This is a genomic window from Kitasatospora sp. NPDC022856, from assembly GCF_055561235.1.
In genome coordinates this window covers 19,101-33,651 of the sequence record NZ_JBVHHE010000060.1, presented here as the reverse complement: position 1 = coordinate 33,651, position 14,551 = coordinate 19,101, and the positions used below count along the sequence as shown (strand labels likewise).

The 14,551-nt window shown below is 76.0% G+C and carries 14 protein-coding genes; 4 read left to right on the top strand and 10 right to left on the bottom strand.

Features of this window, described 5'->3' with window-relative positions:
* Nucleotides 1–216 precede the first annotated feature (216 nt).
* From ACZ34W_RS35705 to ACZ34W_RS35665, 9 genes are all read right to left on the bottom strand, one after another.
* Nucleotides 217–1,221 (bottom strand): class F sortase, encoded by a 1,005-nt coding sequence (locus tag ACZ34W_RS35705; RefSeq protein WP_465610223.1) that lies wholly within the window; start codon nucleotides 1,219–1,221, stop codon nucleotides 217–219.
* Nucleotides 1,208–1,777: a hypothetical protein gene (locus ACZ34W_RS35700; protein WP_465610221.1), complete on the bottom strand. Its 570-nt coding sequence runs from the start codon at nucleotides 1,775–1,777 to the stop codon at nucleotides 1,208–1,210. Before ACZ34W_RS35700 ends, ACZ34W_RS35705 begins: the two co-directional genes overlap by 14 nt.
* A 320-nt stretch (nucleotides 1,778–2,097) precedes the next feature.
* On the bottom strand, nucleotides 2,098–4,818 hold the full coding sequence (gene lanL / locus ACZ34W_RS35695) for a class IV lanthionine synthetase LanL (protein WP_465610219.1): 2,721 nt from the start codon (nucleotides 4,816–4,818) through the stop codon (nucleotides 2,098–2,100).
* A 161-nt stretch (nucleotides 4,819–4,979) separates the two neighbouring features.
* Complete coding sequence (locus ACZ34W_RS35690; RefSeq protein ID WP_329491507.1) at nucleotides 4,980–5,147, bottom strand: SflA family class IV lanthipeptide; 168 nt, start codon at nucleotides 5,145–5,147, stop codon at nucleotides 4,980–4,982.
* A gap of 350 nt (nucleotides 5,148–5,497) precedes the next feature.
* A complete protein-coding gene (locus tag ACZ34W_RS35685) occupies nucleotides 5,498–6,085 on the bottom strand; it encodes a lytic polysaccharide monooxygenase auxiliary activity family 9 protein (RefSeq protein WP_329491508.1) in 588 nt (195 codons plus the stop codon).
* 264 nt (nucleotides 6,086–6,349) lie between these two features.
* On the bottom strand, nucleotides 6,350–7,132 hold the full coding sequence (locus ACZ34W_RS35680; protein ID WP_465610217.1) for a histone deacetylase: 783 nt from the start codon (nucleotides 7,130–7,132) through the stop codon (nucleotides 6,350–6,352).
* Nucleotides 7,117–7,344 (bottom strand): amphi-Trp domain-containing protein, encoded by a 228-nt coding sequence (locus tag ACZ34W_RS35675; RefSeq protein WP_329491510.1) that lies wholly within the window; start codon nucleotides 7,342–7,344, stop codon nucleotides 7,117–7,119. The genes ACZ34W_RS35680 and ACZ34W_RS35675 overlap by 16 nt, the downstream gene beginning before the upstream one ends.
* A 413-nt stretch (nucleotides 7,345–7,757) precedes the next feature.
* The gene (locus tag ACZ34W_RS35670) at nucleotides 7,758–8,081 is read right to left on the bottom strand and encodes a plasmid stabilization protein (RefSeq protein ID WP_329491511.1); all 324 of its coding nucleotides are present in this window, start codon (nucleotides 8,079–8,081) and stop codon (nucleotides 7,758–7,760) included.
* 104 nt (nucleotides 8,082–8,185) lie between these two features.
* Nucleotides 8,186–9,088, bottom strand: coding sequence for an immunity 49 family protein (locus ACZ34W_RS35665; protein WP_465610214.1), 903 nt, complete (start codon nucleotides 9,086–9,088; stop codon nucleotides 8,186–8,188).
* A gap of 250 nt (nucleotides 9,089–9,338) precedes the next feature.
* On the opposite strand from ACZ34W_RS35665, the gene ACZ34W_RS35660 reads away from it, so the two are divergent.
* Entirely contained in the window at nucleotides 9,339–9,497 is a 159-nt protein-coding gene (locus ACZ34W_RS35660) for a hypothetical protein (RefSeq protein ID WP_329491513.1), read from the top strand.
* Between the two features lie 122 nt (nucleotides 9,498–9,619).
* On the opposite strand, the gene ACZ34W_RS35655 is transcribed toward ACZ34W_RS35660, so the two are convergent.
* Complete coding sequence (locus tag ACZ34W_RS35655; RefSeq protein ID WP_465610212.1) at nucleotides 9,620–10,696, bottom strand: NUDIX domain-containing protein; 1,077 nt, start codon at nucleotides 10,694–10,696, stop codon at nucleotides 9,620–9,622.
* An 865-nt stretch (nucleotides 10,697–11,561) separates the two neighbouring features.
* On the opposite strand from ACZ34W_RS35655, the gene ACZ34W_RS35650 reads away from it, so the two are divergent.
* The 3 genes from ACZ34W_RS35650 (at nucleotide 11,562) to ACZ34W_RS35640 (ending at nucleotide 14,485) form a co-directional block, all read left to right on the top strand.
* Nucleotides 11,562–11,759, top strand: coding sequence for a hypothetical protein (locus ACZ34W_RS35650; RefSeq protein WP_465610210.1), 198 nt, complete (start codon nucleotides 11,562–11,564; stop codon nucleotides 11,757–11,759).
* 253 nt (nucleotides 11,760–12,012) lie between these two features.
* Nucleotides 12,013–12,978, top strand: a complete 966-nt coding sequence (gene argB / locus ACZ34W_RS35645; RefSeq protein WP_465610225.1) for an acetylglutamate kinase — start codon at nucleotides 12,013–12,015, stop codon at nucleotides 12,976–12,978.
* A 136-nt stretch (nucleotides 12,979–13,114) separates the two neighbouring features.
* Entirely contained in the window at nucleotides 13,115–14,485 is a 1,371-nt protein-coding gene (locus ACZ34W_RS35640; RefSeq protein WP_465610208.1) for a lysine N(6)-hydroxylase/L-ornithine N(5)-oxygenase family protein, read from the top strand.
* The last annotated feature ends 66 nt before the right edge of the window (nucleotides 14,486–14,551 follow it).

Sequence of the window (14,551 nt, the reverse complement as noted above, 5' to 3'; positions counted from 1 at the left end):
TGTTTTTTGTGCGCCTACCGTGACGGTGTGGTGCCCCCCCGCCGCGCACCCCCCCACGGGCGGGGAACCCCGGCGGCGGGGGCGCCGCGGGCCCGCGGGGGGCGCCCGGCCCCCCCCCCCCGGCCGGGGCCGGTCGGTTCGCCCGGTCGGTTCGTTCGGTCCGGTCCGTTCGTTCGGTCCGGTCCCTTGGTCGGGCCGGCCGGCCGGTTCGCCCGGTCAGCTCGCCGGGGCGCCCGGGGGGACCAGGTCGGCCAGGACGATGATGTTGTCCGTCCAGTGGCCGTCCGAACCGATCCGCCCCCCGCAGGTGATCAGCCGGAGCTCCGGCGCGCTGGTGTTGCCGTAGACCGTCTCGGTCGGGAACCGGTCCTTGCCGGCCTGGAGCAGGGAGCGGACCCTGAACTCCACGGTGCTGCCGTCGGCGCGCCGCACCTGGACGAGGTCGCCCGGGCGGAGCTTCGGCAGACCGGCGAAGACGGCCGGGCCGTGCACGGTGTCGTAGTGGCCGATCAGGACGGCCGGGCCGGTCTCCCCGGGGGTCGGTCCGTTGCGGTACCAGCCGACCTCGTCGGCCCGGTCGGCGGACGGGACTTCGACCGTGCCGTCCGGGTTCAGACCCAGCCCGGAGACCGGCGCGTCCACCCCGGCCGAGGGGACGACCAGCCGGGTCGGAGCCGACGCGGCGAAGGGCCGCGGCGCCGGGGTGGCCGCCCCGCTCGCCGCGGCCGGTCCGGTGGCCGGCCCGCCCGCCCGGTCGGCGGCCGGGACGGCGGGGTCCGCCCGGTTCACGGAGGGCTGGATGCGCACCACCGGGGTCTGCGTGCCCGACAGCGCGACGGAGGCGCCGAGGACGAGGCAGAGCACGCCGCCCGCGCCGAGCGCGGCCCGGCGAACGCCGACCGACCCGGCACAGCCGGTCCGGCGGGGCCGCCGGCCGCCGGACCACCGGGTCGCGTCGCGCCGGGCCCGGCGGGTGGTCGGCCCGGTGTCCGAGCCGGTGTCCGAGCCGTTGCCCGGGCCGCTGCCCGGCGCCCGCTCCCGGCCCGGGTCGGGGGCCGGCTGCGCCTGGTGATCGGTTCCGGGCCCGGCTCCGGCCCGGCCGGGACCGTCGCCCGGCCCGCGTACGTCGCCGTACGCGGGCCGGGCGACGGGGGACCCGTCGGGAGCGGCTGCCGCCGCGGAGCCGTCGGAGTGCCCGGAACCGTCGTCAGCCGCGCGCACCGGACCGGCGGCGCAGCAGCGCGAAGCCCAGCGCGCCCGCACCGACGGCGGCCGCGGCGCTGCCGCCGACCAGCTTGGTGCCGGCGTCGTCGAGGGCCCCGCTGCCGTCGCCGGCCTGGGCGGCGCCCTGGGGCACCGACTTGACCTGCGGCTGGTCGGCGCGGGAGTTGTCCTGCGGGACGGGGCCGCGGCTGGGCTGCGCCGCGCCGCTGGGGGTGACGGTCGGCGCGGCGGGGGCGGCCGGGGCGGGCTGGGCGCCCTTGGCGGACGGCGCGGCCGGGGCGGGCTGGGCGGCACCGTTGGCGGCCGCCGGCTGGGAGACGGCCGGGGCGGGACGCGCGGGCTGGCTGGGCTTTGCGGCGGGTGCCGAGGGCGCCGCGGCGGGCTGGTCGGGGTGGTCGACGGCCGGGGCGGTGGGGGACGGGGTCCGGACCCCGTCGGCCCAGGCCTGGCCGCCGGAGACGGTGGCGAACAGGGCCGCCCCCGCGATGGTGCAGCCCGCCAGGGCCCGACGGGCGGTCGAGTTGGTGGTGCGGGTGGAGCGGTGCTTCGACATACGGGCGTCTCTCCTTGTCGCGGTGCGCCGACCGTGTGGTCGGCGCGTCCCGACCGACAGTAGGAGGGCCTTGTCGCGGTCCCCGGGAGGTCGTGTCACGGCTGTCCATCGGCTGGGTAACAGCCGGCCGCGACTGTTGCACGGCGTGGTGCGCGCAAGGGTTGCGGACGGCGGGCGGAGCTCCGGCGGGGTGGTACGGGCCCTACCGAGGGGGGTTCCGGGGTGCCCCGGCGGGCCGGTGGCGCCGCTGGTGCCGAGTGTCGTTCCCGGTCCGGCCCGGTAACGATCCAGGCCCTGTCGCCCCTGCGGCGCCCGGGAGTTCAGGGCTGGAGCAGCATGCCGAGCCGGGGGCCGCCCCGGCGGTGGAGCCGGCGCAGGAAGGAGAGCACACCGCTGGTGCCGACCGCCCAGGCGGCGGACTCGACGGTGGGATCGGTGGCCGGGAACACCGGTCGGCCCGCGCGGCCGCCGCTGCGGGCCAGGACCAGCCCGGCGATCTCCTCGGCGGCCTCCCAGTTCCGCTCGTCCCCGGTGGCCAGCGCCAGGTCGATCAGCAACTCCCCGGCGCCCGCGAGCCCGCAGCACTGGACGACGGGTGCCGTCCTCGGGGCCGACTCGCGACAGGCCCGGGCGGCGTCGGCGGCCCGGGTGAGGAACTCGTCCGCGCCGTAGTACCGGCCCGCCTGGACGAGCGTCGTGCCGATGCCGGCCAGACCCCGGCACCAGGACCCGTACCGGCGGGTGGCCCCGGGCCGGCCGGCGGCCACCACGAGCCGGGGGACGTCCTCGGCGAGGGCGTCCACCAGACGGCGCGCCGCAGCGGCCGCCTCGACGTCTTCGGTGCTGTGGGCGCTCTGGGCGAGGTCAAGGTGGCTGGCCGGAGCGGTGGTTGTGGCAGCTCTGGCGGACGCGGCGGACAGGCCGAGGAGGAAGTGGGCGACTCCGGCGCGGCCGTGCGCGAAGCCTTCTTCGAGTGCGGCGGTCCCCGGGTTCGGCGTCTCCCGGGGCCCGTCGGCCCGGCCGTCGGTGAGCAGCCGGGCGCAGGCCCGGGCCGTCGCGAGGTGCTGCTCGGCCTCGGCTTCGCGACCCGCGGCGCGTGCTCGCCCGGCCAGCAGCAGCCGGCCGGTTCCGAGGCCGGCCGCGCCGGAGATCTGGTCCGTGGAGCGGACGTCACCCGGACCGGGATCGGCGCCGAGCGGCTCCTCGGTGCCCAGCACGTCGGCCGCCCGGGCGAGGAAGAGGTCGACCCCGGTGCGGCCCTCGTACAGGCCGGGGCCGAGCCGGTCGATCGCGGGGTGTGCCGCCGTCCACCGGGCCAGCGCGGTGGCGGCCGCCCGGGCGTCGGGGCGGTCGGCGTGCTGCAGCAGTTCGAGACCGAGCCCGGCGCTGCCGTCGTAGAAGGAGAGCAGGGCGCGCGGCTCCCTGCTCCGCGCATCGGCGGTGACCAGCTCGCCGGCCAGCCGCACGCAGGTGGTGACGGTGTGGTCGACGACCTCGCCGAGCAGTTCGGCGGTCACCCGGGGCGGACGCGGCGGCGCGGGAACGCGCCGAGCGCGGTCGCTGCGCTCGCCCACGGTGCCCGCAAGGCCCGTGCCGGGCGGCGCGGTGTGGTGGCGCAGGGCGTCCGCGGCCGCCGCTCGCTCCGCCGGGTCGAAGCCGAGCAGGCCCGCGACCAGCGCGACCGCCGGGTGCCGCGGGTCGGGCAGCGCACCGGCCAGGCAGGCCAGCGTGCGGTCGCGGTTGGTGGCCCGGTCCGGGTCGATCACCACCGGGTCGAGACCGGTGGCCGCGTAGTGCAGCGTCGTCCCCAACGCGTAGTAGTCGTCGGTGGGGTGGGCGGTCGTGGTCGCCGGGCCGGGCAGTCCGTACCCCCGGGTCGCCCCGGCCGGCCGTTCGCCGTCGAGGGCGCTGATGCCGAAGTCGACCAGCGCGCACCCGCCCGCCGCGTCGAGCACCACGTTGGCCGGCTTCAGATCGCACATCACCACGCCGCGCGCGTGCACCGCGTCCAGTGCCCGGAGCAGTCCGCGCGCCAGCGACCACCAGTCGCGGCCCGGCCCGTGCGCGCCGCCGGGCCCGGCGGCGCGGGCCTCGTAGGGGCCGCCTTCGAGCACGTCGCGACGCAGGTCGCGCCGGCCGCAGGCGCTGCTCACCAGGTACTCGTCCTCGCCGTGCCGGACGTAGTCGACCAGGCGCGGTACTCCGCCCACGCCCGCCAGTGCGGTCAGGACCCGTCGCTCGTGCCGGAGCCTGCCCCGCGCGTCGATGCCGGCGGCGTCCTCGGCGACGAAGGCGCGGGCCTGCTTCACCACCACCTCGCGGCCGGTGACCCCGTCGACCGCCCGGTACACATGGCCGCCCGGTGCGCGGGTGATGCCGGCGGTGATCCGGTAGCGGCCGCCGTCGCCGATCCGGTTGCTCGTCGGTCGCGGGGCGGTGCGCGGTGCGAACGGGTCGCTCACCCAGGGTGGTTGGCGATAGTGGGGGGCGGCCGGGGCGGGAAAGGTCTCGCCGGCCGGGCCGGTCATGAGGAGCGTCGAGTCCTCGGCGGCGACCCGGAACAGGCCGTACCGGTAGTAGACCGGGGCGTCGGCCCGCAACTGCCGGTCACTGGGCACCCGGGGGCCGGTCCAGCCCGTCAGCGCGTTCGCCAACTCGTCCGCGAGGGCGGCCTCTTCGCCCGGGCACGGGTAGACCGTGACGGCCTTGCCCACGGCGGCCGGGTCGCGCAGTCCGGTGTTCAGCTCGCGCAGCACGGCGGTGCCGGCGGCGAACTTGGCGTCGCAGGTGCGCCGCAGCAGGATCGGGACCACCACGTCCAGCAGGTGCGGGAACCGGTCGGGGCGCGCCGACACATGGAGCTTCCAGCCGTGCGGGAGCGCCGGCATGTCGGGGTCGTGCAGATACAACCAGTCCTCAGCGCAGTGCAGTTGGCGGCGCGAGCCCGGGGCGGCCGCGACCAGGGCGGCGATCCGGGCCCGCAGCGCCCCGGCGGCGCCGGGGTCCGGCCGCGCGCCGGTGGGTGCTGCTGCTGACGGCACGAGTCCACCACGTCCCGGGGTCCGGTCGCACGGGTACCCCGCCGGCTGTCGGCGGGCAGGTGCGAGAAGGTACGGCGTGCGAGCCGGTGCGGTGGCCTGCGGGCGTGCGGCGCACGGCGGTTCGGGCGGCGCCCGCCCGCAGGCCGGGTGTCCGGCGAGGGTCAGGCGTCCACCGCGCAGTCGAAGCGGGTGGGGACGTAGGTGACGAACGGGTCGGCGAGACAGGCCGCCGGGGCGAGGTCGGCGTCGAACTCGTCCTCGAACGCGATCACCTCGTCGTCGATGTCCAGTAGGCCGGCGTCGCGGATGTCCAGTACCAGTGCACTCACGGGTGGTTCCTCCCATTCACCTTGGCTGATTCCCGTGCGGGCCGCCCATGCTAGCCATTCGTTCGGGCCCGCCATAGAGGTGCGACAGCGCAGATGTTCGACTCTTTCGGACCGTCGGGCCGCGCTGCTTCGCACCCGTCCCAGTGGCACCACCGGCACCCCGGGTACCCGCCGGTTCGGCACGGCGGGGGCGAGGTCGAGGGCGGTTCGCGCACCCGGTCCCGGCCCGTCGCCCCGCCCCGGGTCGCCCGGCCCGGTGCACTCCGCCGTGCGACGGAGTGCACCGGGCCGGGTCTCGGACAGCTGTGCCGGGCAGGGCCGACGGGCGTCGGTGCGGCACTGGCGTCAGGTCAGAACTTGACGTCGGTGCAGGAGTAGAACGAGTTGTTGGTGTCGGCGATCTCCCAGACCGCCACGACGACCTGGTGGCCGGTGCGGCCGCTGGGAAGGGTCCCGGTGTGGGTGGTCGTGGCGGCGGGCTGGCGCCCGTTGTAGTTGACGGTCAGGAACGGGGTCAGGTCCAGGTTGGCCCGGGTGATCTTCTGGGTCGCGTCGTAACCGGGCTTGGTGAGGTAGTACTTGAACGTGGTGGTGGCGTGCCGGGCCTCGATGTTCCAGGTGAAGGTGAGCTGCTGGCCCGCCGTCACGTTGGTGGTCGGCCAGTTGCCGTTGCGCGGGGCGTCGAGCGGCGCCCAGCGCGGGTCGGCGCCGGCGCAGATGGTGCCGTCGGCCGGTCCGCGGCTGGGGAAGCCCTTCGGGCCCTCGACGCTCTGCGGCTCCCACTGGATGTCGCCGCAGTTGGTGACGACGCCCGCGCCGCACAGGGCCGCCCGGCTGGGCGGCAGGTTGATGAAGCCGTGCGACTGCGCCGGCAGGGCCAGCGTGAGCGGCAGCGCGACCGCGGCCGCGGCCACGACGGCGAGATGACGTTTGCGCATGGTGCTCCTCCGTGGGGGTGGATGGAGTGTGCGCCCGACGCAGGGCGCGCGCGTGGGGGTGCGGCGGCCGTCGATCTCTTGGCATGCCTGCGCCAGGTCGGTGTGGTCCCCACCGTAGGAGTTGTGGCCCCGGGCCGTCAATGGTCTGAACCATTCGCCGTCATGAACGCCCCTTCCCCAGAGGGACGTTCGTCATTCCTGCGCGGCGACAGGGTGGCCGGCCGGTATGTTCGGGAGCGGTCCGGCGGGAGCGCAGTGTGGTCCTCAGCCGTCGCCGGCGGTCTCCGCCAGGGCCCGGCGGAGGGCGGTGGGGGTCCACTGCGCGTCGGCCCCCGGGCGGGTGCCGAGGTACTCGGCGATCCGTCCGAGGTCCCAGCCGTGGGCCTGGACCAGTCCGGCGGCGATGGTGCGCAGATAGGCGGCGCGGGGTGCCCGCAGGTCGGCGTCGGCCAGGCCGCCGGAGGCGGTGAGGGTCAGCACGGGGGTGTGGTCGAGGGAGCCGGGGCACACCAGCGTCCCGTAGCGGCCCGGCCAGAGCCGGTCCCGCCCGGTGCGCAGGGCGGTGGCCGGCGAGAGGTCGGCCCCCGGCTGCCGGTGCCTCTCCTGGGCGGCGATGTCGCTGAACTGCCCGGTGGTCAGCAGATAGGCGCGCGCGGGCACCATACCGGTCCGGTCCGGGTCGTAGAAGGCCGTGCCACCGCCCCAGACCGTCGACTGCAGCGCGAAGTACAGCTGCCCGGGGAGCGTCACCGGCACGGCCCGCTCCGGCGGCCGCCCGTCGCGGCAGCCGGGGTACGTCCGGGCGGCACCCGTCGGCCGGCCGCCGCGAAGGTAGCAGGCCAGCCGCTCGGCGCACATGTTCGAGCCGTAGGCGGCGTACCAGACGCGGTCGGGTTCGCCGCCGTCCGCTGCGGCGCCCGCGGGGCGAAGCCGGCACCGTGCCACGATGTCGCGGATCCCGGCCGCGCGCCCGGCGGCGACCGGCCGGAAACCGGGGTGGGGCAGGCCCGGGGTGGCGCTGTCGGGTCGGCCTACTCGGTCCGCCACTTGAGCTCGACCTCAAGCTCGATCTGCCCGTCCTCGACCTCGACCTCGATCTCGATCTGGAGTTCGTCGGGGACGCGCACGGTCAGTGTGCCGGGGCCGAGGTCCAGCTCGGCGCTGGCGCCGTGCCGCAGCGCGTCGGCGAGCGCGGTGAGCCGGTCGGCCGCTTCGAGCCGGGTCAGCGAGGCCTTCTGCTCGAACTTGAGTTCACTCACGGAGGCCTCCAAACCCGGGGACGGCGGATACGTCCAGTGTGACCCCGCCGCCCGGCCGCCGCCCGGGCAGTCCGGTCACGGCCGGTCGCCACCGGTCGCTCTCCGCGGTCCCGTGCCTCCCGGCCGTGACCCCGGATCGCCCGCGATCGGCCCGCCCGGACCGGCCACCCGGGCCGCTCACACCCCGGCGGGTCCGGGTTGCGGCGGGGGCGCCGGATCCGGGTCGGGGAACGGTGGGACGGGCGGCGGCACGGGGACGGGTTCCTCGCCGGGGTGGCGCGGCCCGGGGGCCGGGTGCGGGAACGGCTCGGTGTCCGGGTTCGGGGGTGTCGGTCTGGTCATCACGGCCACCTCTCGCTTCGGGGGTGCGGCGGGGTGCGGCGGGTCTCGTTCCGGGTGTGCGGCGGGTGGCGTCAGCGGTCGAGCGCGTGCTCCAGCTCCCGCTTGTTCATCTTCGAACGGCCCTTGATGTTGCGGTGCTTGGCCTCGTTGTACAGCTGGTCGTAGGTGCGGCCCCCGGCGCCCTCGTGGGACCGCAGTCCGCCCCGCCGGCCGGAGGAGATGTCGTGGGTGGAACTCCGGCTGGCGGTCCGCGCCTCGCCGTGTCTGGCCCGCTCCTTGTTGACCGTCCGGGCGGCGATCTCCTCCGCCAGGTCCTCGCTCTCACCGCGCTCCAGCACGCTCTCCTTGATGTGCTCGTACTGGCGCTCCCGCTTGGGGCTCGATCCTCGGGGCATCGCAGTTCTCCTCTCCTCTCGGCGCGCGCCTACCCGGTCGCCGCTCGGCGAATCGGCGGAAGCCGCGGGAGTTCCCGCCGGCCCGTACCGCGCGTCGGGCGGGGCTACTCCTGCGGGTCGGCCAGCAGGCCCTCCGGCAGGTAGCCGGAGCGGGTCTCCAGCTGCCAGCCGTGCGCCCGGACGGCGAGGGCGGCCAGGGCGACGGTCTCGACCGGCAGCAGGGTCCTCGGCTCCGGGTCCGGTCCCACGCCGTCCCGGTGGAGGCGGAGACGCTCGGTCAGGGCGTGCTCGAAGGCGGCCCGGTCGTCGTCCAGGAGCACGCGGAGCAGCCGCTGGTCCGGGGTGAGGGCACCGGCCGCGTCCAGCCGCCGGGCGGCCTCGGCGCGGGCCTGCGCGTCGGGCTTGGTGATCGGCTCCGGGGCGACCCGCGTCGCGGGCCAGGTGCCGACCATGTCGGCGAGGTACCCGCACAGCGCGTCCATCGCGGCGAGGTCGCCGGGGTCCGACACCGACTCCAGCGGCGAGTACGGCACCCCGTCGCGGATCGCGGCCGCGTAGTCCTTGAGCAGGGGGCCGACCACCCGCTCCGGCCGGTGGAGCAGGTCCGTGGTCACGCAGAGCGCGAAGGTGTCGAGCCAGGTGCGCGCCGTGGACACGTCGTCCACCGCGTCGCCGAAGGCGAAGTCCCCGCTGTCGAGGGTCTGGTCGTTGAGCGGGAAGTGGACCTCGAAGTCGCCGTTCGGGAAGCTGCCCAGCGCCAGTACCCCGAGTGCGCACTCGGCGGCCGCCCGCAGGACGTCGCGGCCGGACGGACCGGTCAGCGCGAGGTCGCTCAGGGTGCGGGCGCCGACGTGGTCGAGGAGTTCGCCCTGCAGCCGCACCAGGCCCCCGATGGACAGCGAGCCGTAGCGGAGCGAGTGCCAGCGGTTGAACGACTGTCCACCGATGTCGTCGAGGGCCCGGGCGATGCGGTCCTCGTCGACCTTGTGGCACGTCACTTCCTGCACGGCTACTGCCTTTCCTGTGATCATTTTGGCTGGCCGCCCGACGCTACCAGGGCGGTTGCCGCCCGGCCGACCCGCCCCGGACGGCCCGGACCCACCGGGGCGGGGAGCGTCACCGCCCCCGCCGCGGGGCCGGTTCACCGCCGGATCCGCCCGCGCCGCACCCCGTCGCGGGACGGTCGCGCGGGGCCGACCCGGCCGTCGGTGGGCGGGCGGGCACCGGGCGGGCCCCGGGACTGGCAGACTGGTGATCGTGACCGCCGACTTGCGCCCCTTGTGGCAGCCCTTCTCCGAGCCTTCCGCGACCGTTCCCGTCCAGACGGACCGCCACCACCTGCAGCCCGTGGAGCGCGCGCCGTTCCTGGAACCCGCCGGGGTGGCCGACCACGAGGAGCAGTTCCCCGAGGCCTGAGGCCGCCCGCACGACTCCCGGCGGCCGAACCCCGCTCCCACCCTCACCGCGACCGCGATTCCTGCCGTCGCTCCATCCGTCGTCGCTCCGCCCCGTGGCGCTTCGCCCCGGTGCGGGTCGACTCATACGGCGGGCCACCGTCGCGCGCCACCGCCCTGCGGATCCTGCCGGGCGGCCGCCGCCGGTGCGCGGCCACCCGCCGTCGCACCGGCGCCCTGTGCGGGCGTCGCGGGGACGCCCGCCCTGAGATGGACGATGCCGCCGTCCTCCAGCGCGCGCAGCGCGGCGGTCAGCCGCGCGGCCAGGTGCCGGGGCAGCTGCCGCACCGCCTCCCCCGGATCGAGCCAGGAGGCGGCGCGGACCTCCCCGTCGGCGAACCGCAGCGCGCCCGCCTGCGCGGCCGTGAGCGGCGCCGCGTCGTACAGGAAGCAGGTGACGGCCCGGCCGTGCCCGGTGGCCGTCGCGGGCGCGGTGTCCACCACCAGGAGCCGCCCGACCGGGAGGTCCAGCGCCAGCTCCTCCCGCAGTTCGCGGGCGGCGGCCTGCTCGGGGGACTCGCAGGCCTCGACCATGCCGCCCGGCAGCTCGGCCTCCGGCTTGTAGGACGGATCGAGCACCAGCACCCGGCCGGCGGTGTCGCGCACCAGCACGGTGGCTGCCGCCATCGGCGCCGGCAGCTGGGCGAAGTGGTCGCGCGGCGGCATCGGCGGGCGGTGCCCGTCGCGCAGCACCGCCGTGTGCGCGCCGCGTTCGGCGGCCGCCGCGGCGGCGAACCGCCGGGCCACCGTCGGCGCGAGCAGCGTCAGCGCCTCCCGCTCCGGTACGAACTTCGCGGCGCGGATCTCGCCGGGCTGCAGCACCAGCGCGGCCGCTTCCACCGCCGCCCTCGGGCGGGCGGCGTAGACGAGGGAGATGATCGCCCGGCCCCACAGTTCGGCCGGGGCGGTGTCGACGGCGAGCAGGCGGCCGATCTCGGCGTCGAGGCCGAGCTCCTCCTGGAGCTCGCGCACCAGGGCGGGTTCGGGCTCCTCGTCCTCCAGCATGCCGCCGGGCAGGTCCCAGCCCGGCTTGTAGTCGGGGTCCACGATGAGCACCCGGCCGAGGTGGTCGCGGATCAGGGCGTCGGCGCAGGCGGCCGGTGCGGGGTGCGCGACGAGGTAGCGGGCCAGCTCGGGGTCGGGCAGGGGGGTGGGGTTCACGGCTCTCCTGACGGGGCCCTGCCGGCGAACGGTCCGGACGCGGCGGTGCGCCGACAGGGCGGACGGGGGTGGACGCGGGCCGCGCCGGTGGTGGGCGGCTCCGGGACCGGTCGGACCGGCGGTCGTCACCGGAGCGGTGGGCCGGGGACCGGCGGGGCAGCGGGCCGTCAGGGCTGCCCGGGGATCGCGGCGACGCGCCCGGCGCCGTCCCGGGCGCGGACCCCGGGGCGGCGAAGTCGGCCGACCGGCAGCCCGGTTCGGGCCGTGCTCGGGCGGGACGCGCCGGAGCACGACGGCGGCGGGGCGGCAGGGGGACTGGCGGTGGTGCGGACGCGCACGGTGCTCTCCCGGTCACATCGGAGTTCGTCGGTCCACCGATGATGGCCGCGCGGCCCGCCGGGCCGGTGGCGTTTCCGGACCGCGCCACTCGAAGGTGTGGTCCCGGCCCGGCCGCCGCCCGGCCGGACCTCCCGACGGGCGCGACGGGCCGAGCGCGCCGGGCCCGCACCGCCTCCTCGACAGGGTGCGGGCCGGCCCGGAGGCCGGACCACACCCGAGCGGGGCGGAGAGGAGCTAGTCGGCCTGCCAGTCGGAGGACCAGCAGCTGATGATCGGGCAGATCCAGTCCGGCGAGACCCTGGCAGGGCCGGTGACGCCGGGTCGACCCGGTCGTCGGTGGCAACGGCGTCCCGCAGCTGCGGCGACGGCCGGCCGGGAGGCGGGTGGTGGCCGGAGGGTCGACGTCCACCATCCCGACGGCGAGGTTAGCCTTCCCTAACGCTTGCCGGAGCTGGAGGCTGTCGCGGGCCACGGCCACGGCTGGTAGGGCGTCGTCCTCAAGCCGAGGCGGGGCAGGGACTTCGCGTTGACGGCTACCGGCGTCGAGGACGTCACCGAGAACTGCCGCCGGGTGTGCTTCGCGGACGGCGGGCTGCTCGCGGCCACCGGTGTCCGTCCGACCATGGGGGTGCGGGTCTGGTTGCCCGGCGCCGGCCAGTTCACCCGCCGGGAACTCGCCGTCGCAAAGGGGCGGTTGCCCGCGCTCGGCTACTGGCGCCCGTGACCGCGCCGCCGCGGTGGAGCGTCCGGGCGGACCGTGCTCCGGGCGCCCCGGTTTCGCACGGGCGGGCGACGTTCGTACGGGATGGTGACGGGAAGGGTGAAGAAATGTAAGGTTACCCTTGCCTAAGTGGTTCTGGAGCGACCGAACCGCACTCCCCCCGGCACTCGCGAAGCCGGGTGGCGGGGTGGAGGGGAGCGAATGCCGCACATCCCGGTGCGGCATCCTGAGCGCAGGGGGATCGGTGGAGAACGGCCTGGCCGGGCGCGCACGTCGCGCCGGGGTTGCTGGAACTTCGCGCACGGGTGGCCCCCTCGCGGCGCTGCCGTGGCTGGAGCGGTTCCGCGGCAAGATCGTCGTGATCAAGTTCGGCGGGAACGCGATGGTGGACGAGGGCCTCAAGGCGGCCTTCGCCCAGGACGTCGTGCTGCTCCGCTACGCGGGTGTCCGGCCGGTGGTGGTGCACGGCGGCGGTCCGCAGATCAGCGCCCAGCTGGGGCGCCTCGGGATCAAGTCGCACTTCACCAACGGCCTGCGGGTCACCACGCCGGAGGCGATGGACGTCGTCCGGATGGTGCTGGCCGGTCAGGTGCAGCGCGAGCTGGTCGGCCTGGTGAACCGCCACGGCCCCTTCGCGGTCGGCATGACCGGCGAGGACGCCCACACCATGACGGCCGTCCGGCGGCACGCCGTCGTGGACGGCGAGCGGGTGGACATCGGGCAGGTGGGTGACATCGCGTCCGTCGACCCCTCGATGGTGCGCACGCTGCTGGCGGACGGCAGGGTCCCGGTCATCTCCCCGGTCGCGCGCGGCGTGGGCGGTGACGTCTACAACGTCAACGCGGACACCGCCGCCGCCGCGGTGGCCGCCGCGCTGGGCGCGGAGCTGCTGGTGATGCTCACCGACGTGGCGGGGCTCTATCGCGACTGGCCGCGCTCGCAGGAGGTGGTCCCCTCGCTGACCGCCACCCAACTCGCCGAACTGCTGCCGAACTTGGCGAGTGGCATGGTCCCGAAGATGGAGGGCTGCCTGCGGGCCGTCCGGGCCGGCGTGGGCAGTGCGCGGGTGCTGGACGGGCGGGTCCGCCACGGGGTGCTGGCGGCCTTCGGCGGGCCGCCGGTGGGTACCGAGGTGGTGCCCGACGCGCCGCTGGTGCGCCGGGACGAGGCGGCCGGCGCGGAAGGTCGGCAGGTCGCGATGGTCGGTTCGGGCGCGATCTGAATTTGACTCACCCGATCAAGTGATAGAACTTAGGTAAGCCTTACCTATGGCGAGTGGGCGAGCGGCGGACGGCCGCCGCGGCGGTCGACCGGACACCGGCGGGGCCGAGAAGCAAGAAGCAACGGAAGGATCGATCATGTCGAGCGAGAACGGCGCAATCGACCGAGGCGAGGGCGCCGACGACCTGGTCGGCATAGGCTTCGGTCCTGCCAACCTGGCCCTGGCCATCGCCGTCGACGAGCACAACCGCCGGGACCCTCAGCAGGCACTCAAGGTCGGCTTCCTGGAGAAGCAGGCGACGTTCGGCTGGCACCGCGGGATGCTGCTGGAGGGGGCGACCATGCAGGTCTCCTTCCTCAAGGACCTCGTGACGATGCGGGACCCCCGCAGCCGCTTCACCTTCCTGACCTACCTCCAGGAGCGCGGCCGGCTCGCGGACTTCATCAACCAGAAGTCCTTCTACCCGACCCGCCTGGAGTTCCACGACTACTTCGAGTGGTGCGCCGCCGAGTTCGCCGGTCGGACGGCCTACGGCCGCGAGGTCACCGCGGTCCGCCCGGTGACCACCCCGGACGGCCGGGTCGAGGTCGTCGAGGTGGAGTCCCGGTCGGTCACCGACCCGGCCGACCGCGAGGTCCGGCTGGCCCGCAACATCGCGGTGGGCACCGGCCTGAAGCCGCGGATGCCCCAGGGCGTCACCGCCGGGGACCGCGTCATCCACACCCGCGACCTGCTGTTCCGCGCCCCCGACCTGATCGAGCGGCGCGCGGAGCTGCGCCACCGCCGCTTCACGGTGGTCGGCGCCGGCCAGTCGGCCGCCGAGGCCGTCGAGTTCCTGCACCGGACCTTCCCCGAGGCGGAGATCTGCGCCGTCCTCACCCGCTACGGCTACAGCCCGGCCGACGACAGCCCGTTCGCCAACCGGATCTTCGACCCGTCCGCCGTGGACGAGTTCTACGCCGCGCCGGACGAGGCCAAGCGGACCCTGCTCGACTACCACGCGAACACCAACTACTCGGTGGTCGACGGTGACCTGATCGAGCAGCTCTACCGGACGGTCTACCAGGAGAAGGTGGCCGGCCGGGAGCGGCTGCGGATCCTCAACGCCACCCGGCTCACCGGCGTCGGGCAGCTGGCCGACGGCGCCGTCGCCGAGGTCCGCTCGCTGACCACCGGCGAGACGACGGCCCTGGAGTCGGACGCGGTGGTGCTCGCCACCGGCTACGAGCACGTCGACCCCCGGGACCTCCTCGGCGACCTCGGCGCGACCTGCCGCACCGACCAGCTCGGCCGCCTCCGGGTCGACCGCGACCACCGGGTGCTGACCGACGACCACGTCGAGGTGGGGATCTACCTCCAGGGCGGCACCGAGCACACCCACGGCATCACCTCGTCGCTGCTCTCCACCCTGGCGGTGCGCTCCGGCGAGATCTGCGACTCGCTGCTGCTGCGCCACACCGGCCGCCAGCTGCGGGCCGAGGACGGCCGCCTCGGCGTCACCGGCTGACGGTCCGCCGGCCTGCCGGGCCGCACCGGCGAACTCCCCCTCGACCTGGAAGCGAAGAACCACGCC

What these genes read in the sequence shown, in the direction of transcription:
- ACZ34W_RS35700 (WP_465610221.1), bottom strand. Translation starts at nt 1,777, where the DNA reads ATGTCGAAGCACCGCTCCACCCGCACCACCAACTCGACCGCCCGTCGG.
- ACZ34W_RS35685 (WP_329491508.1), bottom strand. Translation starts at nt 6,085, where the DNA reads ATGCGCAAACGTCATCTCGCCGTCGTGGCCGCGGCCGCGGTCGCGCTG.
- ACZ34W_RS35670 (WP_329491511.1), bottom strand. Translation starts at nt 8,081, where the DNA reads ATGCCCCGAGGATCGAGCCCCAAGCGGGAGCGCCAGTACGAGCACATC.
- ACZ34W_RS35640 (WP_465610208.1), top strand. Translation starts at nt 13,115, where the DNA reads ATGTCGAGCGAGAACGGCGCAATCGACCGAGGCGAGGGCGCCGACGAC.